Source organism: Sphingomonas sp. S-NIH.Pt15_0812 (genome assembly GCF_003951315.1).
Classification (GTDB): Bacteria; Pseudomonadota; Alphaproteobacteria; order Sphingomonadales; family Sphingomonadaceae; genus Sphingomonas.
Genome location: NZ_QLJH01000006.1, coordinates 84,899 through 106,043, shown reverse-complemented (window position 1 = coordinate 106,043; position 21,145 = coordinate 84,899). Strand labels below are relative to the sequence as shown.

Sequence of the window (21,145 nt, the reverse complement as noted above, 5' to 3'; positions counted from 1 at the left end):
CGACCGTGCGCGCGGGATCACAGCGCCACCCGCAGGATCCCCGCCGCCACCGCCGCGCCGACCTGCATACGCTGCGCATCGGGTCCGGGTTGCCGCAGGTACATCGACAGATCGGTGATGGTCGCGGCGAGGGGGTGGTCGAGGAACAGCGACTGGACCCCGATGGCCTCCTGTACCAGGATCAGCGCCTCGCCGCCGGCGGCATAGACGGCGGCCCGCGCGGCGGCGACGCGCGGCAACCGGGCGTCGGCGTCGGTGAACCAGTTTTCGGCCGCCGCCCGCACCGCCGCCGTCGCCGCCTCCGCCAGCGCGTAGAGACGGGCCAGGCGTCCGGCCTGATGTGGATCGTCGGCCCGTCCCATCGCGACCAGATGATCCCGCGTGCCGTCGACCAGCCGCGCGATGCCACCCGCCTGTACGCTGGCGAAGCGCAGCGCGCCGCCGCTGAACCAAGGCTCGCGCACATAGTCGCCGGGCGCGCCCACCAGGGCGTCGTCTGCGACCGGAACGTCGCTCCAGCGGACCAGATGGGTCTCGGATCGCTGCATGCCCACGACCCGCCAGATGCTGCGATCGATCACCGGCGGCGTGGTGGCGAGATCGAGCAGCAGGAGCTGTCGACCTCCGGGCCGGTCGATGGTGACAAGCACGTGGCTGATCACCCCGGCACCGGAGGCGAAGCTCTTGCCGCCGTTCAGGCGTCCATCCACCAGCCGCATCGGCTCGCCCGGCAGGTCGGCATTCCACATGCCGAGCACCGCGCCATGGGCGACCGCGTCGACCAGCCAGGCCCGCTGTGCCGCCGTGCCATAGCGACTGACGATCTGGGCGGCATCGACATGCCCCTCGAACAAGCGGCCGAGCGGCAGATCCTCGCGCCCGACCTGGTAGAGCGTGCGCAGCAGGTCCAGCAGCGACGCGGCATCGCGTGGATCGGCGAGGTCGGATCGTTGCTGCGCCAGCGCCGCGATCCGTGCGCGCATCTCGGTCATGCCGCCCGCGCCGGCGGGGCGGTCGCGCACAAGGCGGCAAGCGCCGTCTCCGCGACGGCCAGGGGCACCTGTCGCATCCCGCCCGGCGGTATAGGGACGGCGCGCATGGCAAAGGCTTCGGCATTCGGACAATCCCGCGCAACGCCGAGCAGATGGTCCGGCGTCAGTCCGACCGCGTTCGATACTTCCATCATGCTCCCGGTGTCGAAGGCGAGGCGGGCAAGCGCATGTGCCCGATATTGCCAGGCCTGGTCGACCGGGTGCGCGACGCGAATGCCGTCGAGCCCGTCGCGATCGCGCAGGCGCAGATTGGCGGCGAGGCCGTCCTGCGCGCGCCCATGGCGCCGCGCCGAGGTATGGACCACGCTCGCGGCATCGTGGCGGACGCGAAAACCCGCTCGGGCGGCGTCGTCGACCAGCCGCGCGTCCTCGCCACTGGCCAAGGGGGGAAAGCCGCCGAGCGCCGCATAGACTTGGGTCCGCATCGCCATGTTCGCGCCGCTGGCGTGATGATGCATGTGCGCGGCTTCCCATGCCACCGGATCGCAACGCCGCCGGAAGGCGAACAATCGCGCATAATAGAGCTCGACCCGGTCCTGCCCGTTATCGATAGCGTGGCCGCCACGGACCACGTCGCCGACGATCAGGTCGGCATGGTGGAGCGCGGCCATCGTCGCCCCCAGCCAGTCGCTCTGTGGCCAGCTATCGGCATCGGTGGTCAGCAATACGCCACCGCCATCGCCCAGCACCGTGGCGCCGAGCTGCATCGCGCGATGCCGGGCGATACCCGCATTCGCGTCGCATCGCTCGACCATGGCGATATGGATGTCATGCCGGCTGCGACGGGCGTAATCGTCGGCGACCGCCGCACTTGCATCGGTGCATCCATCGAGCAGCAGGCACAAGGACAATGCCGTACCAGGAGGAAGCAGAAGCCCCTCGATCGCATCGAACAGTCTTGGCAGCCGATCGCTCTCGTCACGGGCCGGAACGCAGATCGCGATCCCGGTAAGGCCGTCGCCCGATCCTGTCGATGCGATCAAGCGCGGATCTCGCCTTCGTCGCCGCCGTCCCAATAGCGGATTCGCTCTGCCTCGACCTTGATCATCACCACGCCCGGCGTGTCGATCCCCTCGGGGAAGTAGCGATCGAGATCCTTGGTCCAATGGGCCTCGAACTGCGCCTTGTCGTCGATCAGCACTGCGCGCCCGTCGACCGAAACGAAGAGCGGCGGACCGCCCAGCATTCCCGCCGCACCGGTGTAGCTCAGGACGACTTGGGGCCGCGCCGCGATGTCGTCCACCTTGCGCGAGTTCCGATAGGCGAAGAAATAGCTGTCGCCATGATATTCGACATCGCCATTGTTGCTCATCGGGCGCGCCGTCATCGTGCCATCGGCGGCTTGGGTCGCCAGCATGGCGAAATCCAGCTTGGCCATTTTCTTGGACAATGCGGGCAGGTCCATTTCGGCCATGGGGTGATCCTTGATGAGGGGAAGCGCCGGAGCGACCGCCTAAAGGCAAATGTCAGTCGTCTTCGGGCCGAACGGTCGCTTACTATATCAGTTCAACGTTGCCGATTGTGGCGAGCCCTTGCGAAAAAAGGCCGCCGGTTTCCCGGCAGCCTCCTGTCTTCGACCAGCGAACGCGTTCAGGCGTAGCGGACGTTGGTCGAGCGCTTGCGATAGCGTGCCGCCGCACCGACCATGACGAAGCCGACCATCATCATCGCCCAGGTGGCGGGCTCCGGGATCGTCGGCACGAAGCTGGCCTGGCCGCCATAGGCACCGTTGCCACGCGAGAAGCCGGTGACGGTGATCGTGTTGAGCTGCCCGGCCGTGATCGGGATCAGGTTCTGATAGGCGGACTCGAACACGCCGCCGCCGGCGGTGAACAGTTCCGCTTCCACGCCGTTGATCAGAACGGAGGTGAAGTCGAGATCGTTGGCGCTGCCCAGGAAGTTGGCGCTCGTCGTCACCGTGCCGCTGCCGAAACCGTCCGTCGGCAGGGTGAAGGTGAAGGTGTCGGTGAACGTACCCGCCGCGATGCCGGTGTTGAAGAAGGCGCCGGCGAAGGTGCCGTTCGGGCCGGGCGACGCGGTGAAGTTGGGGCTACCGACCGGGAAGGTCGCCGCCTGGGCAGACGGTGCAAGAGCGAAACCCAGGGCCGCGACCCCAGCGGCGAACAAAGCGTTCTTCATACAGACCTCCCTGTTGGCGGTTGTTGCCGCCATGATGGTGAATGCGGAACGCGACGCCCGGCCAACGGGTCCACGAGATTAACCCTATGTTAACAAGTTTTTTTCCGGAGTGCATTTTCTTGGCTGAGAGGGCGCTCGCCGATCTTGCGCAGCGATGACGGACGCGACGGAACCCGACGCCCGAGGGACGGCGAGGGGACATGATCCGCGACCGTGAAGCGCTCGTTCCCAAGCCGCAGCTCGGTGCGATCGAGCCGGGAATAGATGTCGTCCTCTTCCTGCGGACGGAAGAAGAAGGGGTAGAGCGATCGGACCGAATGCGACGACCCACCATGCGCCAGATCGTCGATCGATCGCCGGATCGCGCTGATCGGCAGGTGCATCAACTGCGCCGGCGCATCGACGCCTTCATGATGCCGGATCTCGCCGACTGCTTCGAAGCCGAGCATCGCCTGGTAGAAACGCCGGTGTCTGGGATTCACTTCGATGAACAGGTCCGTGCAGCGATAGCGTCGATAGCCGTAGATGAAGACGCTGTGGAACAGGGCGGCGAGCAGTGCCTGGGAGGAGTCCGGTACGTCGAAGGCCAGCTTGGTCAATTCGCAGATGCGGGCGTTCGTGCGGGACCGATAATGGTCGAGCTGGTCGCGGAACAGCGTGTCGGCCGCCAGTCGATTATGAGTGTCGACCGCCAGGGTGATCGTGCCGGCGGCCTGGCAGCAGAACAGCGCGTTGAACGTCACATGGTCGGGTGAGGATGGAATGACATGGTCGCTGCCATAGCCGCGCCAGGCATACATCCGGTTGATGAGGTCGGTCGCGGCCTTGCGCTGGTCGTCGGTCGCCGCGATCCGGATCGAGGCGCCGGCCGGAGCGCCGGAACAAAAGCCGTCGCCGCCCTTTGTGCGGCATGAGAAGGAGTGGCTTGCCCTCCCTGGATCGTAATGCGTGTGGGATTCCGGTAAAAAGCTATTCGGATGCGGTTGATACATAGCTGTCTAGTCCAGAATTCGATGCATGGGACACCGGTTGCCGGGCGATGGGGGTTTATGCCACCGTCCGCCTTATCAGCGGGTTAAGTCATTGAATTGACAAAGCGTGACCAGCTTTGTGCCTCGGCGGACCGCCGAGGTCGGATTCCCTTTCTCGCCCTGACGCGTCTTTTGTTTTGCCGGCCGCTTTTGCGGTTCCTGCTTCCTGATCAAGCTCTTGAAGGCTGTTCCTCAGCGAGTCCATAATTGGGACGGTGCAACGCGGCGAACCGGTGCCGGTGCAAGGCCATGTGTCTGCCCGCCCGTCACGGACCTGCTGGCAAAATCAATCGCTTATGCGCTGCGTGCGCGGCGCCTTTGTCATGCTGCATGATCGGCATCACGCTTTATGTCCTGAAATGAGACAGATCAGAAAACATGGTTAAATTGCCTTATTTGTTTCGTTTTAAGCGGTTATGAGCACTTCCTCAGGGCGGGGGCCATGACGAGGAATCAATGATGAAGCGTATTATCTTTTCGGCCGTGACGGCCATGGCGGCAATTGCTGCGGCGCCGAGCGCGCAGGCGGCGACCTTCCCGGTCGGTGGTTCGAACTTCACCGCCACGCCCGGTCCGAACGGCACCTTCTCCGGTGCGTTCTTCAACACCGGGATCGCCGCTGGCACGTTCACGGACGTCTTCACCTTCACGCTTCCCGCCAATGGCCTGGGCAGCGGCACGGTGACGACCAGCACCAATTTCGTCGGCGCGCCGAACGATCTGGATTTCACCTCGGTGCTGATCAACGACACGGCCGCTTCGATCACCCGTCTCGGTAACGGCGCGTTCGAGTTCGCCTTCACCAACATGGTTCCGATCATCGCCGGTCAGCTGAACACCATCACCGTCACCGGCCTGTCGCGCGGCAACGGCGCCTATGGCGGCCAGGCGTCGTTCATCCCGTCGGCGGTGCCGGAGCCGGCGACCTGGGCGCTGATGCTGGTCGGCTTCGCGATGGTCGGTGCGACCGCGCGCTTCCGTCGTCGCTCGACCAAGGTCGTCTACGCCTAATCGACCGCTCGCCGCCCTGGTCCTCGTGGCGCAAGAAGCGCTCGCGGGCGGGGGCGGTACGGTTCGTCATGATGGGCCGCCGGCGTCTCGCCGGCGGCTTTTTCATGGGCGGTAGTCACGCGTCGGTGTCGTGCCGCCAGCGCTCGACGGCGCGGTTATATCGGGCTTGCGCCACGTCCAGCGCGGCTTGAAGGTTCTTGGCCTCCCGGTCATGTTCGCGTTGCAATTCTCGCCGCCGACGCTCCGCCTCGGCGACGCGCGCCTTGGCCACCGCATCGTCGTGGCGATGGCGCTTGATGGCGGTGTCCAGAGCAGCCTTGGCTTCGTCCAGCGCGTGTGGCGACGGGCGAGGCTGCGGCTCGGGTGGCGGCTGGCGCGCGATCCGTTTGCGGTTCGCCGGGGCTGTTTCCCCGTCGGAGAGCGCCGCGAACTGTTCCGCCGCCGTGCCGCGCGACCGACGGATCACCGTACCCGGTTCGGCCAGCGGTGCGCGGGTCAGCGCCGGATCGGTCACCTCGCGCGCCATTTCCCGGGCGAACAGGTCGCGATCACTGCCCCAGGCCCGCAAGGCCGCCGCCCGGCTGGGCGCCGCGACATAAACGTCGTGAAACCCGATCGGGGTGGTGAACACCTTCAGCTTCGCCATGCTCGTCTCCCGCCGCCATGAACCCGCCAAGGGGCTCGCACGTTGCTGATCCAGCAGGGAGAATGTGACATGGCCGCGCGCGCCTATTGGCAGGGACAGATCAGGCTCGCTCTGGTGAGCATCCCCGTGGAGATCTATTCCGCCACCCGATCCGGCGCGACGGTCGCGTTCAAGCAGATCCACGAGCCCAGCGGCCAGCCAATCCATTACGAAAAGGTCGTCACCGGCATCGGTCCCGTCGACAAGGACGAGATCATGAAGGGCTATGAGGTCAAGAAGGGCGAATATGTCCTGCTCGAACAGGATGAGATCGACGCGGTCAAGCTGGAGTCGAAGAAGACGCTGGAGCTGACCCAGTTCGTCGATGCCGATGCGATCGATGTCCTCTACTATGAAAAGCCCTATTTCGTGGTGCCCGCCGACGATCTGGCGAACGAGGCGTTCATCGTGCTGCGCGAGGCGTTGAAGCGGACCAAGAAGGTCGGGCTGGGCCAATTGGCGCTCAGGGGCCGCGAATATATCGTCAGTCTCAAGCCGTCCGGGCGGGGCATGGTGCTGGAGACGCTGCGCTATGCCGACGAGATGGAGAAGGCGCAGGGCTATTTCCGGGAAATCCCGGACGAGGAGCCCGAAGCGGAATTGCTCGACCTGGCGGAGGCACTGATTGATCGGAAAAGCGGGCCTTTCCATCCCCAGGAATTTCACGACCGCTATGTCGATGCCTTGAAGGATCTGATCGAGCGCAAGCGCAAGTCGCGCGGCAAGACGCTGGTCGCGCAGGATGACGCGGCGGGTGCGCCCGCTGCGTCCAACGTGGTCGACCTGATGGCGGCCCTGCGGCAGTCGATGGATGGGAAGGGCAAGGGGGGCGGCAAGCGCGGGGCCAAGTCCGCCTCGATCAAGGCACCTGCGGCCCGCAAGCCCGCGACGAAGAAACGTGCCTGACAGGCCCGGAAGCAAGGCCGGCGATCCGCTGGCCACCTACAATGCCAAGCGCGATTTCGCACGCACGCCCGAGCCGGCCGGATCGAGGGTATCCGGCCAGACTTCCCGTTTCATGGTCCAGAAGCACGACGCCACGCGCCTCCACTGGGACTTCCGGCTGGAGGTCGACGGCGTGCTGAAAAGCTGGGCGGTGACGCGCGGGCCCAGCCTGGACCCGGACGAGAAGCGGCTGGCGGTTCGGACCGAGGACCATCCGCTTGCCTATGCGACGTTCGAGGGGGTGATCCCCAAGGGCGAATATGGCGGCGGCACGGTGATGCTATGGGACCGGGGCACATGGTCGCCGGTCGCGGGCAAGTCGGCCACCGATCTCGAACGGGGGCATCTCCACTTTCGCCTCGATGGCGAGCGGATGCGGGGCGAGTGGATGCTGATCCGGCTGAAGCCTCGCGGGCGGGAAACGCGCGAGAACTGGCTGCTGCGCAAGGTGCGCGACGATCAGGCCGGCGCGACCGACGCCCTGGCGGAGGGGGCGTTGACCAGCGTCGCGACCGGCCGGACCATGGCCGAGATCGCCGAGGGCAAGCCCGCACGGACGCGCCCTGCACCGGCGAGGCGCAAGCCGGTACGAACCGGACGGTCTCGGGTGGAGGCCGTGCCGGCGTTCCGGGCGCCGCAGCTATGTACCTTGCAGGACGTGGCGCCGACCGGCGGCGCATGGCTGCATGAGATCAAGTTCGACGGCTACCGCGTACTGGTGGCCGTCGGCGGCGGCAGGGCCAGGGTTTTCACGCGCACCGGACTCGATTGGACGGATTCTTTCCCGATCATCGCCGAGGCGGCGTCGGCCTTGCCCGGCTATGCCCTGATCGATGGCGAGGTGGTGGCGTTTCGTGACGGCCGGCCCGACTTCTCGACGCTCAAGGCTGCGATCGCCCAGGGTGGCGACATGGCGCTGATGGCGTTCGACTTGATCGAGCAGGACGGCGAAGACCTGACCGCCCTTTCGACGCTCGACCGCAAGAAAAGGCTGCGCGCCCTGTTGCGGCACGCGCCCGAGCCGATCCGTTTCTCCGAGCATGTCGTCGGGCAGGGCGAGGCGCTCCTCGAACAGATGTGCCGCGACGGGCTGGAGGGCGTGGTCTCCAAGCGGGCCGACGCGCCGTACCGGTCCGGGCGTACCCGCGCCTGGATCAAGGTGAAGTGCGTCCGGCGCGGCCGGTTCCGGATCGTCGGCTGGCTGGCGTCGGACAAGCGTCGCGGCTTTCGCTCGCTGCTGCTGGGGCAGGAGGGGGCGGACGGCCTTGTCTATGCCGGTAAGGTGGGCACCGGCTTCGATCAGGCGATGATGGAGGGGCTGCGCACCAGGCTGGAGCGGTTGGCGCGCAAGACGCCGACGGTCGCGGCACCGCGCGCCATGGTGCGTGACGCGCATTGGGTGACGCCCAGCCTGTCGGCGGAGGTCGCCTATGCGGAAACGACGCCCGACGGGCTGTTGCGGCACGCCAGCTTTCTGGGTCTGGTCGATGGCGAACGGCAACAGGAACCCGTCGTGCCATCGGTCAGCGCGGTCAGCGTGACGCACCGCAGCCGGGTCATCTTTCCCGACAGCGACCGCACCAAGGGTGACCTTGCCGATTATTATATGGCCGTGGCCCCGCTGATGCTGCGCTTCGCGGCGAACCGGCCGGTGAGCCTGGTTCGCTGTCCGCAAGGGCGGGCGCGGCGTTGCTTCTTCCAGAAACATGATGCCGGCAGCTTCGGCGATCATGTCCACCGCATCGCCATCCGCGACACGGCGGGGCAGAGCGACGACTATCTCTATGTCGACGATGCGGATGGGCTGATCGCCTGCGTGCAGATGGGGGCGATCGAGTTTCACGGCTGGGGATCGTCGGTCGCGGCGATCGAGACGCCCGACCGGATGGTCTTCGATCTCGATCCGGACGAAGCACTGGCCTTTCGCGACACCTGCAAGGCGGCCGAGCATCTGAAGGAGCAGCTCGCGGAGATCGGACTGACCAGCTTCCCGCTCCTGTCAGGCGGCAAGGGCATCCATGTCGTGGTGCCGCTGCGACCGCAGGCGGACTGGGCGACCGTCAAGCATTTCGCCGAGCGGTTCGCGCGCGCCCTGGCGACGATGGAGCCCGACCGGTTCGTCCCGACCATGGGTAAGGCGCGGCGCGGCGGCCGCATCTTCATCGACTGGTTGCGCAACCAGCGGGGCAGCACGGCGGTGATGCCCTATTCCGCCCGAGCCCGGTCCGGCGCACCCATCGCGGCCCCGCTGTCCTGGTCGGAACTGCGCGATATCGACACCGCCGCTCCGTTCGGGATCGGAGATGCTTCCCTTCTGGCCGAGCGGGCCGGCAGCCCGGCGCTGGCGGGCTGGGGGATCGCCGACCAGGGTCTGCCGGACCTTTGACGGCTTCCCGACGCCCCGACTGGTCTGGCAGCAAGCTTGTCATACCTCCGCCAATGAATTAGCCCCGTGCGATAGGACCAATTAAGGACCGGGGAGGTCGAGCGATGCGACAGGGCGGCAGATTGAAGGCCTTGGGCCTTTCCATGGCGAGCGTCGTGTCGCTCTCCGCCCCGGCCGGTGCGGACATGGTCGCGCGACCAACGCTGTTCCCGGAACCCGCCGCGCTCGACCTGGGGCACGGCGCGGTCGCACTGGGGCGGTCCGTGACCCTGATCGTCGCGCCGGGCACCGAGCCCGGCACCGTGGCGCTGGTCCGCCAGATCCTGACGGCGTCGGGCGTGACCGCCATCGCCGAGACGAAGCGCCTGCCTGCGATCCCCGACCGCGCCACGATCGTGCTCGGTCGCGACAACAGTGCCGTGGTGCGCCAGGCGCTGGCCCGCGCCAAGGCCATGGCGGACGGTCATGCCGAGGGCTATGCGATCGCCAGCCAGGCGATCGGCGGGACAGGGGTGATCACGCTGGCCGGGCATGACGCGGACGGGGTGTTCCATGCCGCCCAGACCCTTCGCCAACTGGCCCGGACGGGCACGATCCCGGCGCTGACCATCCGCGACCATCCGGCGATGCCGATCCGGGGGACGATCGAGGGCTTCTATGGCAAGCCATGGACGCATGACGACCGGATCAGGCACCTCGACTTCCTCGCCACGATGAAGGCGAACACCTATGTCTACAGCCCGAAGGACGATCCTTATGCACGCGCGCGGTGGCGGGACCCTTACCCCGCCGCCACGCTAGCCGAGCTCGGCACGCTGGCCGCGCGTGCGCGGGGCGACCATGTCGACTTCGTCTATGCGATCTCGCCGGGACCGACCGTCTGCTTCTCCAGCCCGGCCGATGTGCAGGCGTTGCAGCGCAAGTTCGACGCGTTGCGCGGGATCGGCGTCCACAGCTTCTATGTCGCGCTCGACGACATCGAATATACCAAGTGGAATTGCGATGCGGACAAGGCGGCATTCGGTCCCCCGGGCGCCCAGGCGGCGGGCGTGGCGCAGTCGCGCTTCCTCAATGCGGTGCAGGCCAGCCTGCTGGCGCGCGATCCGTCGGCACGACCGCTCATCATGGTGCCGACCGAATATTACGACGCCAAGGAAACGCCCTACAAGGCGGCGTTGCGGTCCGATCTCAACCCGCGCATCGTCGTGCAATGGACGGGCACCGATGTCGTGCCGCCCGCCATCTCCATCCCCGATGCCAAGGCGGCGGCCAAGGCATTCGGACGCAAGACGCTGTTGTGGGACAATTATCCCGTCAACGACTATGCCCAGACCACCGGCCGGCTGCTGCTCGCTCCCTATGCCCGGCGCGAGGCGGGGCTGTCGGGCGAGTTGAGCGGCATCCTGTCCAATCCGATGAACCAGGAAGCCCCCAGTCGGGTCGCGGTGACGGGCGTCGCCGCCTTTGCCTGGAACGATCGCGGCTATGATCCGGATCGCACCTGGCTGGCGGCCGCTCGCGCACTGGCGGGTGACGACGACCGGGCCACGCAGGCCCTGCTTCGCTTCTTCGACACGCAGCATATGGCCCCGACCTTCGGCACCCAGCCGTGGCAGCCACAGGCTCCCCGGCTGAAGGCGGAACTGGATGCGGTGCGCGACGCCCTGGCCCGCGGCGATGCGGCGGAGCGCGGGGCCGCGCTCGCCAGCCTGACGACCACGGCGGACGAACTCGCGGACGCGCCCGACATCATCCGGTCCGGGGTCGCCGATCCCGCCTTCGCGGCGCAATCCGCGCCTTGGCTTGACGCGATGCGGCTCTGGGGCCGGGCGTTGCGGCTGAGTGCAGCCGGACTGTCCGCGGCCGAGCAGGGCCAGGACGCCGCACCCCGCTATTTCGCCGAGGCCAAGCGGCTGGCGGCGGAAGCGGCGGCCGTCCAGTCGATCCCCGGTGCGACTCGATTCGACGGCCCGATCAAGATCGCCGACGGGGTGCTCGACCGCTTCGTCGCGGACGCGCCGGGGCTGATCGCCCAAGCGAACTGACCGTCGGGCACCATCCCCTCATGCCAGTTGGTATGAAAGAGGTATTTCATAGACCTGAAACAAAAACCGTTGCACCGCTAAAGCTTAGGTATTAACCCGGTCAGCTATTAGGACATATTGGTCCTATTGGTTGACCGGCGGATCGACATGCCGGGTCTAGAGGGGAACATGATGCTCGTTCACTCGGTATCGCGGATTGCACTGCTCGGCGCGCTGGGCGTCCTTGCCGTTCCGGCCGTCGCGCAGGAGGTTCCCGCGACGCAGGATTCCGCCGCTGCCGCACCGGTCCAGGCCGATCCGTCCGTCACCGCCGATCCCGCCGCGCAGGCCGATGTCGCCTCCGAGCAGCGGTCCGCCGCGATCACGGGCCAGCCGGCCGCCAGCCCCGGCGGCGACATCGTCGTGACGGGCACGCGCATCAACCGCCCCAACGTCACTTCCGCCGCGCCGATCACCTCGGTGACGCGTCAGGACATCCAGGCGCAGGCGGCGGTCAATGTCGAGGACGTGCTGAACCGCCTGCCGCAGATCGCCCCTGACAACCAGCAGACCTATAATGACTCCGACGGTCGCCAGCGCATCAAGCTGCGCAGCCTGGGGTTCGAGCGCACGCTGGTGCTGATCGACGGCAAGCGGCTGGGCACGCAGAACGGCCAGGACGTGGGCATCATCCCGACCTCGCTCCTAGAGCGGGTCGACGTGCTGACCGGCGGCGCATCGTCCGTGTATGGCTCGGACGCGATCGCGGGCGTCGTCAACTTCGTCCTCCGCAAGGATTTCGAAGGGCTTCAGCTCGACGCCAATTACAATTTCTACAATCACAACAACAAGGACACGATCGTGTCGCCGCTGGCGCGCGCCGCCGGCTTCGGTAGCCAGACCGGCCTGACCAATGACGGTGGCCGCGCCGACATCACGCTGACCGCCGGCAAGAAGCTGTTCGACGGCGCGCTCAGCGTCAACGGCTTCGTCAACTATCGCAAGACCGAGGAAGTCGGCCTGACCGACCGCTCCAATTCGGGCTGCTACCTGACCCAGTTGCAGCGCAACGGGCCGCTGTCCTGCGGCCTGACGCCGAGCAGCTCGACCAGCGGCCTGATCACGCCGCAGAGCGGGGCCAATCAGGGCGCGCAATATGTCAACAACCCGGACGGGTCGCGCAACTTCGTGCCGTTCGGCGCGGGGGCGGGCAATGCGTCCAACTATTTCAGCGGCTATGCCTATCAGCGGCCATCGGAGCGGGTGAATGCCGGCGGCTTCGTCACGCTGAAGCTGGCGCCCGAAGCCGAGATCTATGGCTCGGGCATCTGGTTCCGCGACAAGTCGTACAACAATTATCCGACGATCGCGGGCGGGTCGGTGCAGGTCAACTGCAACAACCCCTTCCTGTCGGCGAGCCAGGCGACCGCGATCTGCGGCGCGGCGGCGGGCACGGCGGCGCTGGCGCCGATCGACCTGCGCTATCGCCTGGGCGAGAATTCGGACCGGCCGGATCGCTATCTCAACACCGGCGTCCGCCTGACCGGCGGCGTGCGGGGCAAGGTGGGTGACGCCTGGACCTATGATGTCGGCGGTGTCTATGCGCGCAACCGCCAGGATTATACGCCGAGCTTCGGCATCCCCGGCCGGTTGCAGAACGCGATCAATGTCGGCGGCACCCGCGCCGCGCCCACCTGCGCGACCACGAGCGATCCGGCCTGCGTCCCCTTCGACGCGTTCAGCGCCGGCAACACCGACCCGGCGCTCATCAACTATCTGTTCGGCTCCGGCACCTCGGCGACGCGCGGCACGCTCTATGACGTGCTGGCGAACGTCAGCGGCGACTTGGGCAAGTACGGCATCACCTCGCCGTTCGCCGAGCAGGGCGTGGCGATCGCGCTGGGCACCGAATATCGCAAGGACACGCTCCAGTCCTTCGCGGACAGCGCGTATCGCGCGGCGCTGGGCGGCAGCGACATCGATCTGAGCCAGGATGTCTGGGAAGCGAACGTCGAGGTGCAGGTGCCGCTGGTCGAGCACAAGCCGTTCGTCGACCTGCTCCAGGCCAATGGCGGCTATCGCGTGTCGAAGTACAGCAGCAATCCGAAGTCGTTCAACACCTGGAAGGCGGAGGGCATCTACGCGCCGATCCCCGACCTGACCTTCCGCGCCTCGTTCAACAAGGCGCAGCGCGCGCCGACCGTGATCGAGATCCGCCAGGCCACCAACATCGAATTCGCGCGCGGCGGCAGCGGCACGTTCAACGATTTCTGCGCTCCCACCGTCACCACCAACCCCAATGGCGGCGTGACCTATGGCACGCCGATCGCGTCGCGTGACGTGTGCCGCGCCACGGGACTGGCGGACTCGCTCTATGGCAGCCCGTCGCTGATCTGTCCGGGCGACGGCACCACCGGGGCGACCGGTTGCACCGTCCGGTCGGGCGGCTTCGTCGCCGATCCGGAGACGGCCTATACCCAGACCTATGGCCTGGTGGTGAAGCCCCGCTTCGTGCGCGGCCTGATCTTCTCGGTCGACCGCTACCGGATCAAGATCGACAACTCGCTCGGCTATAACGACTTCAGCTATTATACCGATGGCTGCCTCCGTTCGAACGGCGACCAGTTCTTCTGCCAGGGCCTGGTCCGCAATCCGGGCACGGGCACGCTCTATTCCAACGCGAGCGCCAACCCGACGACCGGCTTCATCCGCCAGGGCACGACCAACTACTACACCTCGATCGCGCGCGGCTGGGACTTCCAGGCGCAATATGCGCTCGACCTGGCGGCGGCGGGCCGTATCGACCTGGGCTTCAACGGCTCGATCACCGACTTCATCGGCGGCCAGGACTCGCCGGTGCAGCCGCAGCGCAACTGCGCGGGCTATTACGGCAATGGCTGCGGCCAGTTGATCCCGAAGTGGAGCCATGGTCTGCGCACGACCTACACGACCGCGGACAAGGGGTTCAGCGCGTCGTTCAACTGGCGCTATATCGGCTCCCTGACCAATGCCGACAATTCGGGCGACGCGGCGATCGGCGGCACGCCGGATCGGGTGCGGACCAGCTTCTATCGCATCGCGCCGACCAGCTATTTCGACCTGGCGCTCAACTTCGCCATCGCCAAGCAGTTCTCGCTGCGCCTGATCGCGAACAACCTGTTCGACAAGACCCCGCCGATCGTGCCGGATTCGTACAATATCAGCCTGGCACGCAGCAACACCATTCCCCAGCGCTACGACTCGCTGGGTCGCAACATCGCGATCGGCACGACGATCAACTTCTGATCCTCGGCAAACCGCGCTAGGATCGGGCGGTGAACAACCTCCTGATCCTGGCCGCCGCCGTTTCCGGCGCGGCGCAAGCGGCGCCACCCGGCGATGGCGTCATCACGCTCCGCAACGCGAACGGCATGACCGTCCGACTGGTGCGGCAGGGGGCGATCGTCATGGCGATCGAGGCACCCGACCGGCAGGGCCGGATGGCCAATGTCGTCCTCGGCTATCCCCAAGCCACCGATTATCGCACCAAGGTGAAGAAGAACGGGTTCGGCGCGACCATCGGGCGCTATGCCGGGCGAGTCGCGAACGCGCGCTTTGCCATCGATGGGAAGACGGTGGCACTGGTCGCGAATGACGGCCGCAACGCGCTGCACGGCGGCGGCCGCGAAGGCTTCGACACGGTCGACTGGCGGGTGTCGCGAACCAGTGACGGCCGTGCCGCGACCTTCACCCTGGTCAGTCCCGATGGATTCCAGAACTTCCCTGGCCGGCTGACCGTCTCGGTCACCTATCGGCTGGCGGCCGACAATGCGTTGCATATCGACTATCGCGCGCGCACCACCGCGGCGACCGCGATCAACCTCACCAACCACAGCTATTTCAACATGGCGGGGGAGGCGAGCGGCTCCGTCTACGGTCAGTGGCTGCAACTCGCCGCCGCGCGCGCCATCGTCACCGATCCGGGCGGCATCCCCACCGGTGCGCTGGCCCCGGTGGCAGGGACGGCGCTCGACTTCCGCTGCCCGCGCCGGATCGGTGAGGGGCTGGCCGACCCCAGGCCGCCGGTGACGGCGCGCGGCTATAACCACGCATGGCTGTTCGACAAGCCGGCGGGGCGGTTGGCGAAGGTCGCACGGCTGGTCGATCCGGTATCCGGGCGGACGCTGACGATCGAGACGACCGAACCGTCGATGCAGGTCTATACCGGCGGCTATATCGATGGGCAGGATGCCGGGCCGGGCGGCCATGTCTATCAGCCGGGCGACGGGATCGCGCTGGAGTCGCAGCATGTCTCCGACTCGCCGAACCAGCCGCGCTTTCCGACCACCATCCTGCGGCCGGGCCAGGTCTATCGCCAGACGACGATCTGGCGGTTCGGGACGGATGGGGCTGCCATGCCGCGATGTTCCCGATTGCGATAGGAGATCCATGCGGCGGACCATGCGTCCCCGACGCCATGTTCCGCTCTCGCATGATCTGGAGGCGCGACCGGGAATCGAACCCGGGTGCAAGGATTTGCAGTCCTCTGCGTCACCACTCCGCCATCGCGCCTCGATGCGGTGGAGGCGGGGCAATGGGCATGTTTTTCGCCCGCGTCAACCGGCGATGCGCGATTTTTCCATGCGTCGATCGCGTCGAGCGGGCCGGGTTCCCCTGAAAAGCCGCGCCCCTCTCAACGCTTGGCGGCGAAAGCGGCGCGCGGTAGAAAGCGAGCGCAACAAGTGTATTGCATGGGTACGACACCTGTGCGAAGGGATGATCATGGGTAGCGAAATTGGGGTGGGCACGGGGATGACCGATACGGCGGCGATGCGTCATGCGATGGTGGCGAGCCAGCTCCGCACGACGGGCGTGGACGATATTCGGGTGGTGGCGGCGATGGCCAGCGTGGCGCGCGAGGACTTCGTGCCGGCCGAGGCCCGCACGCTCGCCTATCGCGACACGCCGATCCCGCTGGGGCGCGGGCGGTATCTCAACAATCCGATGGCGACCGGCCGGCTGCTGACCGAGGCGGCGATCCTGCCCCAGGACCGCGTGCTGCTGATCGGCGCGGCCACCGGCTATACGGCGGCGGTGCTGGTCGAACTGGGCGCGACGGTGACGGCGGTCGAGAGCGACGCGGAACTGCTCGCCACCGCGCGCGCCGCCTTGCCCGGCGCGGCCGGCATCACCTGGATCGAAGGGCCGATGGCCGAGGGTCATGCGGCCGGTGCGCCCTATGACGTGCTGCTGGTCGACGGTTCGGTCGAGGAACTGCCCGCCGCGCTCGTCGCGCAGCTGCGGGTCGAGGGCCGCATCGCCGCCGGCATCGTCGACAAGAACGTCACCCGCCTGACCAGCGGTCGCCGGACCGAGGGCGGCGTGGGCGTCATGCCGTTCGTCGATGCCGAATGCGTGGTGCTGCCCGGCTTCGCCAAGCCCACCGCCTTCCGGTTCTGATCCCATGCGCCCGTCCCGCGTCGCCGGCGCTGCGTTCGCCGGCCTGGCCCTGGCTGCGCCCGTGTCGGCGGAAACGCTGCGCGATGCGCTGCTCAAGGCCTATCAGACCAACCCGACGATCACGGGACAGCGCGCCAACCTGCGCGCGGTGGACGAGAATGTGCCGCTGGCGCGCGCGAACGGCCTGCCCAGCGTCTCCGCGACGGGCGGCTATACCGAGAATGTGCTGGTCCCCAATGCATCGAGCAGCAACACTCTGAGCAATCCGGCGCGGCTGGCGCAGGGCACGACGCAGCTCTCCGTGCCGATCTTCCAGGGCGGCGCGGTGCGCAACGCGGTGCGTGGGGCGGAGACGCGGGTCGAGGCGGGGCAGGCGCAGCTTCGCGGCACCGAGGCGCAATTGTTCACCAGCGTCGTCGGCGCCTATATGGACGTGATCCGCGACGAGGCGATCGTCGGGCTGAACGGCCAGAATGTCCGCGTGCTGGAGGTCAATCTGAACGCCAGCCGCGACCGGTTCCAGGTCGGCGACCTGACCCGGACCGACGTGGCGCAGTCCGAGGCGCGGCTGGCGCAGGCGCGCGCGCAGCTCCAGTCGGCGGAGGCGCAGCTCATCTCCAGCCGCGAGAATTATATCCGCTTCGTGGGCGACGCGCCGACCGACCTCCAGCCGCCGCCGCCGCTGCCGAACCTTCCCAAATCGCCCGCCGATGCGGTGGCCGAGGCGCTTCGGGAAAATCCGACCTTGCTGGCCGCCGGCAAGCAGCGCGACGCGACGCGGTTCGACATCGACGTCGCCCGGGCCAGCCGGCTGCCGCGGCTGAACGTCGTGGTCGGCGGCAACTACTTCAACTATCTGGGCGCGCTCGGCGCGGGCACCAATATCAAGCCGGGCCAGTCGGGCCAGTCCGCCAATGTCGGTCTGGCGCTGACCGTGCCGCTGTTCCAGGGCGGGCGTCCCGCCGCGCAGGTCCGCCAGGCCGAGGCGCTGCGCAGCCAGGCGATCGAGAACGTCACCGCCGCCGAACGGCAGGTGATCGCGCAGACCCGGTCCGCCTTCGCCATCTATCGCTCCTCGCAACAGGTGATCGCCTCGGCCGAAACGGCGGTCAGCGCCAACAAGTTGAGCCTGGAGGGCGTCCGCGCCGAGAATAGCGTCGGCACGCGCACGATCCTCGATATCCTCAATGCCGAGCAGGAACTGCTCAACAGCCAGGTGACGCTGGTGACGGCGCGGCGCGACGCCTATGTCGCCGGGTTCGCGCTGCTCGCGGCGATGGGCGATGCGGAGGCGCGCGACCTTAATCTGGAGGGGGCATCGCTCTACGATCCGACGCTGAACTTCAAGCGGGTCCGCAATCGCTTCAACGATTTCGGCGGCGATGGCGAGCCCGGTCCGGTGGCGACCAGCACCGCGCAGACGCCGGCGCAGGACGCCACGGTCCGGCGGCCGCTGGATCCGGTGCTGGAGTCTGGCGTTGACAGGAGCCCCGCTCTGACCACAGGTGCGTCGGCACCGAGCCGCCAATGACGGCGGCCGAACAGGGAATTGCGGTGATGGGGGACATGAGCGCCGAGCCGTCGATGGAAGAGATCCTCTCCTCGATCAAGCGGATCATCGCCGAAGAGGAAAGCGGCCCGACGCGGGGTCGTCGCATGGGCCGCGTCGTCCAGGCGCCGGTCGAGGAAGAAGAGGATGAGGATGAAGTGCTCGAACTCTCCGAACCGGTCGAGGCCGTCGCGCCGCAGCTGGAGCCTCAGCCCGAGCCGCAGCCGGCCGTCCAGCCGGAGCGTCGCCCCGAGCCGGTCGCCGTCGCGCCCGAGCCGGTCCGTGCGGAGTCGAAGCCGGTGAGCCAGCCCGTCACGCCGCCGCCGGCCCCCGCCGCCGTGCCCGAAGCGATCGTGTCCAGCCAGACCGTGGCCGCCAGCCGCGGCGCGCTCGACCAGCTCGCCCGCCTGATGGTGAAGCCGGAACCCGGCAGCGACGGCACGCTCGAAGGGCTGGTCCGCGAGATGCTACGGCCGGTCCTGCGCGAATGGCTGGATGCGAACCTGCCGGGCATGGTCGAGGCGATGGTCCAGAGCGAGATCAAGCGGATCACCGGCGGCCTGCGATAAGGCCGGACACCGGCCCTTATGGTCGGTCGGGCAATAGACGGTGACGGGACCGCATTGCGTCCCCATGGTCCGGCATCGTCACCGCGAGCGTAGCGAACCATCCAGAGCCGGCGCGCCGGAGTCTGGATGGTTCTCCGCGCTCGCGATGGCGCATCGATTCGAGCGTCCAGCATCGGGTTCCGATACGCGGCACCATCGGTGAGTCGGGCAGTTGAAGCGCCGCCGCGCATCTGCTCTACCCTGATCTGCATGAAGACTTTCCTGTTCGCGGGCGTCGCGCTCGCATCCGTCGCCGCGCCGGCCGCCGCCCGGCAGTTCACCATCCAGGACCTGACCACGCTGAGCCGCGTCGGCGCACCGACCGCGTCGAAGGACGGGCATTGGCTGGTCTGGGCACAGCGCGAGACCGATGTCGCGGCCGACAAGGGCCGCTACGATCTGTGGCGGCTGGACCTGAGCAAGCGCGGCGCGCAGCCGGAGAAGCTGGCGGCGGAGCCCAACGTCAACGAGAACGACCCGCAGATCGTCGGCGACACCGTCTATTTCACCTCCGACAAGGGCGGCGGCGACGGCGCGGTCTGGGCGATGCCGATCACCGGCGGCCCCGCCCGGCAAGTGACCCGGTTCGCGGGCGGGTTCAACGGCTTCAAGGTGTCGCCGGATGCCAGCAAGCTGCTGGTCTGGGCGGATCGCAAGCCCGGTGCGCCGAGCCTGGCGCCTGCCATGGAGAAGAAGGCGGAGGATGCCGGCTCCGGCCGCACCTATGACCAGCTCTTCGTGCGCCACTGGGACACATGGGCGGATGGCAATCGCTCGCAGCTCTTCGTCCTGCCGCTGACCCCGGATGGCGCGACCGGCGATGGCGTTCCGATCACCGGCACGCTGGTCGGCGATACGCCGTCCAAGCCGTTCGGCGGCGGGGAGGAAGTGGCATGGAGCCCCGACAGCCGCACCGTCTATTTCGCGTTGCGCGAGGCCGGACGGATCGAGGCGACCTCGACCAATCTCGACATCTTCGCCGCGCCGGCCGACGGATCGTCCGCGCCGGTCGACTTGACCCGGGGCAATCAGGCGACGGACAATCTGCCGACCGTCTCCCCCGATGGCCGCACGCTCGCCTATTTCGCGATGACGCGTCCCGGCTTCGAAGCCGATCGACAGGTGCTGATGGTCCGCGACCTGGCCAGTGGTCGGGTCCGTGCCCTGACCCAGGACTGGGACCGTTCGGTCGGTTCGATCGCCTGGGCGCCGGACGGCAAGTCGCTCTACGTCACCGCCGACGACACGCAGGAGACGCCGCTGTTCCGGGTCGATGCGACCAGCGGCAAGGTGACGCGCCTGACCGGGCAGGGCCATGTCTCGGCGGTCGCGGTGGTGCCCAAGGGCGCGGTCGTGGCGATGAACAGCCTGGTCGCGCCCGACGATTACTTCATGGTGTCGGGCAGGGGCGGCACGCCGACGCGCTTGACCAGCGTCAACGCGCAGAAGCTGGCCGGCATCGACATGCCGACCGTGTCACGCTTCAACTTCACCGGCGCGAACGGCGATACGGTCTGGGGCTATGCGGTGAAGCCGGCCGGGATGACGACGCCCGCGCCGATCGCCTTCATGGTGCATGGCGGGCCGCAGGGGTCGAGCAACAATAGCTGGTCCTATCGCTGGAACCCGGCGGTGTTCGCCGGCGGCGGCTATGCGACGGTGGCGGTCGATTTCCACGGCTCGACCGGATACGGCCAGCGCTTCACCGACTCGATCAGCAGCAATTGGGGCGGCTGGCCGCTGGAGGACCTGCAAAAGGGACTGGCGGCGGCGACCGCCAAGTTCGATTGGCTCGACAGCAACCGCGCCTGCGCGCTGGGCGCCTCCTATGGCGGCTATATGATGAACTGGATCGAGGGGAAGTGGCCCGACCGGTTCAAGTGCATCGTCCAGCATGACGGCGTGTTCGACGCCCGCGCCATGGCCTATGAGACCGAGGAGTTGTGGTTCGACGAGTGGGAACATGGCGGCAAGACCTATTATGAGGACCCCGCCGCGTTCGAGAAGTGGAACCCGGTCAACTTCGTCCAGAACTGGAAGACGCCGATGCTGGTCATCACCGGCGAAAAGGACTTCCGCATCCCCTATACGCAAGGGCTGGCGGCGTTCACCGCGCTGCAGCGGCGCGACATCCCGTCGCGGCTGGTCGTCTTCCCCAACGAGAACCACTGGGTCTTGAAGCCGCGCAACTCGCGCCAATGGTATGGCGAGGTATTGGGCTGGATGGATCGCTGGACCAAGTAAGGCTTTCGGTCAGCGACATATTCAGGGGCTGT

Annotated in this window: 16 protein-coding genes and 1 tRNA gene; 10 read left to right on the top strand and 7 right to left on the bottom strand. The window is 67.4% G+C overall.

The window, feature by feature from the left end; all coding sequences use genetic code 11:
* Nucleotides 1-17: 17 nt before the first annotated feature.
* The 5 genes from BRX43_RS20225 to BRX43_RS06065 all read right to left on the bottom strand — a co-directional run bounded on the left by BRX43_RS20225 (nucleotide 18) and on the right by BRX43_RS06065 (nucleotide 4,183).
* Nucleotides 18-992, bottom strand: coding sequence for an acyl-CoA dehydrogenase (locus BRX43_RS20225; RefSeq protein WP_206433124.1), 975 nt, complete (start codon nucleotides 990-992; stop codon nucleotides 18-20).
* Entirely contained in the window at nucleotides 989-2,035 is a 1,047-nt protein-coding gene (locus BRX43_RS06080; RefSeq protein ID WP_164523544.1) for a glycosyltransferase, read from the bottom strand. The genes BRX43_RS20225 and BRX43_RS06080 overlap by 4 nt, the downstream gene beginning before the upstream one ends.
* Nucleotides 2,032-2,466 carry a pyridoxamine 5'-phosphate oxidase family protein gene (locus BRX43_RS06075; protein WP_125993959.1) on the bottom strand — a complete coding sequence of 145 codons (435 nt, stop codon included), beginning with the start codon at nucleotides 2,464-2,466 and terminating at the stop codon, nucleotides 2,032-2,034. Before BRX43_RS06075 ends, BRX43_RS06080 begins: the two co-directional genes overlap by 4 nt.
* A 176-nt stretch (nucleotides 2,467-2,642) precedes the next feature.
* Nucleotides 2,643-3,191: an FxDxF family PEP-CTERM protein gene (locus tag BRX43_RS06070; protein WP_125993958.1), complete on the bottom strand. Its 549-nt coding sequence runs from the start codon at nucleotides 3,189-3,191 to the stop codon at nucleotides 2,643-2,645.
* 89 nt (nucleotides 3,192-3,280) lie between these two features.
* Complete coding sequence (locus BRX43_RS06065; protein WP_125993957.1) at nucleotides 3,281-4,183, bottom strand: hypothetical protein; 903 nt, start codon at nucleotides 4,181-4,183, stop codon at nucleotides 3,281-3,283.
* 498 nt (nucleotides 4,184-4,681) lie between these two features.
* On the opposite strand from BRX43_RS06065, the gene BRX43_RS06060 reads away from it, so the two are divergent.
* Nucleotides 4,682-5,233: an FxDxF family PEP-CTERM protein gene (locus BRX43_RS06060; RefSeq protein ID WP_125993956.1), complete on the top strand. Its 552-nt coding sequence runs from the start codon at nucleotides 4,682-4,684 to the stop codon at nucleotides 5,231-5,233.
* A 115-nt stretch (nucleotides 5,234-5,348) separates the two neighbouring features.
* Here BRX43_RS06060 and BRX43_RS06055 read toward each other — a convergent pair whose 3' ends face one another.
* Entirely contained in the window at nucleotides 5,349-5,879 is a 531-nt protein-coding gene (locus BRX43_RS06055; protein ID WP_125993955.1) for a hypothetical protein, read from the bottom strand.
* 69 nt (nucleotides 5,880-5,948) lie between these two features.
* On the opposite strand from BRX43_RS06055, the gene BRX43_RS06050 reads away from it, so the two are divergent.
* From BRX43_RS06050 to BRX43_RS06030, 5 genes are all read left to right on the top strand, one after another.
* Nucleotides 5,949-6,824, top strand: coding sequence for a Ku protein (locus tag BRX43_RS06050; protein WP_125993954.1), 876 nt, complete (start codon nucleotides 5,949-5,951; stop codon nucleotides 6,822-6,824).
* Entirely contained in the window at nucleotides 6,817-9,249 is a 2,433-nt protein-coding gene (gene ligD, locus BRX43_RS06045) for a DNA ligase D (protein WP_241214802.1), read from the top strand. Before BRX43_RS06050 ends, ligD begins: the two co-directional genes overlap by 8 nt.
* Nucleotides 9,250-9,404: 155 nt before the next feature.
* The gene (locus tag BRX43_RS06040; protein ID WP_241214801.1) at nucleotides 9,405-11,294 is read left to right on the top strand and encodes a beta-N-acetylglucosaminidase domain-containing protein; all 1,890 of its coding nucleotides are present in this window, start codon (nucleotides 9,405-9,407) and stop codon (nucleotides 11,292-11,294) included.
* Between the two features lie 171 nt (nucleotides 11,295-11,465).
* The gene (locus BRX43_RS06035) at nucleotides 11,466-14,558 is read left to right on the top strand and encodes a TonB-dependent receptor (RefSeq protein ID WP_346962851.1); all 3,093 of its coding nucleotides are present in this window, start codon (nucleotides 11,466-11,468) and stop codon (nucleotides 14,556-14,558) included.
* A gap of 29 nt (nucleotides 14,559-14,587) precedes the next feature.
* Entirely contained in the window at nucleotides 14,588-15,694 is a 1,107-nt protein-coding gene (locus tag BRX43_RS06030; protein ID WP_206433123.1) for an aldose epimerase family protein, read from the top strand.
* Between the two features lie 56 nt (nucleotides 15,695-15,750).
* Here BRX43_RS06030 and BRX43_RS06025 read toward each other — a convergent pair.
* Nucleotides 15,751-15,824 (bottom strand) — tRNA-Cys (locus BRX43_RS06025).
* A 210-nt stretch (nucleotides 15,825-16,034) separates the two neighbouring features.
* Between BRX43_RS06025 and BRX43_RS06020 the strand changes: the two genes are divergently transcribed.
* From BRX43_RS06020 to BRX43_RS06005, 4 genes are all read left to right on the top strand, one after another.
* The gene (locus tag BRX43_RS06020) at nucleotides 16,035-16,712 is read left to right on the top strand and encodes a protein-L-isoaspartate O-methyltransferase (RefSeq protein WP_241214800.1); all 678 of its coding nucleotides are present in this window, start codon (nucleotides 16,035-16,037) and stop codon (nucleotides 16,710-16,712) included.
* Between the two features lie 4 nt (nucleotides 16,713-16,716).
* Nucleotides 16,717-18,243 (top strand): TolC family outer membrane protein, encoded by a 1,527-nt coding sequence (locus BRX43_RS06015; protein ID WP_206433122.1) that lies wholly within the window; start codon nucleotides 16,717-16,719, stop codon nucleotides 18,241-18,243.
* On the top strand, nucleotides 18,240-18,830 hold the full coding sequence (locus tag BRX43_RS06010; RefSeq protein WP_346962850.1) for a DUF2497 domain-containing protein: 591 nt from the start codon (nucleotides 18,240-18,242) through the stop codon (nucleotides 18,828-18,830). Before BRX43_RS06015 ends, BRX43_RS06010 begins: the two co-directional genes overlap by 4 nt.
* Nucleotides 18,831-19,079: 249 nt before the next feature.
* Nucleotides 19,080-21,113 carry a S9 family peptidase gene (locus tag BRX43_RS06005; RefSeq protein ID WP_125993949.1) on the top strand — a complete coding sequence of 678 codons (2,034 nt, stop codon included), beginning with the start codon at nucleotides 19,080-19,082 and terminating at the stop codon, nucleotides 21,111-21,113.
* Nucleotides 21,114-21,145 lie beyond the last annotated feature (32 nt).

Excerpts from the sequence above, each read along its gene's own strand:
- BRX43_RS06065 (WP_125993957.1), bottom strand. The coding sequence starts at position 4,183 with ATGTATCAACCGCATCCGAATAGCTTTTTACCGGAATCCCACACGCAT.
- BRX43_RS06050 (WP_125993954.1), top strand. The coding sequence starts at position 5,949 with ATGGCCGCGCGCGCCTATTGGCAGGGACAGATCAGGCTCGCTCTGGTG.
- BRX43_RS06070 (WP_125993958.1), bottom strand. The coding sequence starts at position 3,191 with ATGAAGAACGCTTTGTTCGCCGCTGGGGTCGCGGCCCTGGGTTTCGCT.
- BRX43_RS06035 (WP_346962851.1), top strand. The coding sequence starts at position 11,466 with ATGCTCGTTCACTCGGTATCGCGGATTGCACTGCTCGGCGCGCTGGGC.
- BRX43_RS06005 (WP_125993949.1), top strand. The coding sequence starts at position 19,080 with ATGAAGACTTTCCTGTTCGCGGGCGTCGCGCTCGCATCCGTCGCCGCG.
- BRX43_RS06015 (WP_206433122.1), top strand. The coding sequence starts at position 16,717 with ATGCGCCCGTCCCGCGTCGCCGGCGCTGCGTTCGCCGGCCTGGCCCTG.
- BRX43_RS06055 (WP_125993955.1), bottom strand. The coding sequence starts at position 5,879 with ATGGCGAAGCTGAAGGTGTTCACCACCCCGATCGGGTTTCACGACGTT.
- BRX43_RS06060 (WP_125993956.1), top strand. The coding sequence starts at position 4,682 with ATGAAGCGTATTATCTTTTCGGCCGTGACGGCCATGGCGGCAATTGCT.
- BRX43_RS06010 (WP_346962850.1), top strand. The coding sequence starts at position 18,240 with ATGACGGCGGCCGAACAGGGAATTGCGGTGATGGGGGACATGAGCGCC.
- BRX43_RS06020 (WP_241214800.1), top strand. The coding sequence starts at position 16,035 with ATGGGTAGCGAAATTGGGGTGGGCACGGGGATGACCGATACGGCGGCG.
- BRX43_RS06075 (WP_125993959.1), bottom strand. The coding sequence starts at position 2,466 with ATGGCCGAAATGGACCTGCCCGCATTGTCCAAGAAAATGGCCAAGCTG.
- BRX43_RS20225 (WP_206433124.1), bottom strand. The coding sequence starts at position 992 with ATGACCGAGATGCGCGCACGGATCGCGGCGCTGGCGCAGCAACGATCC.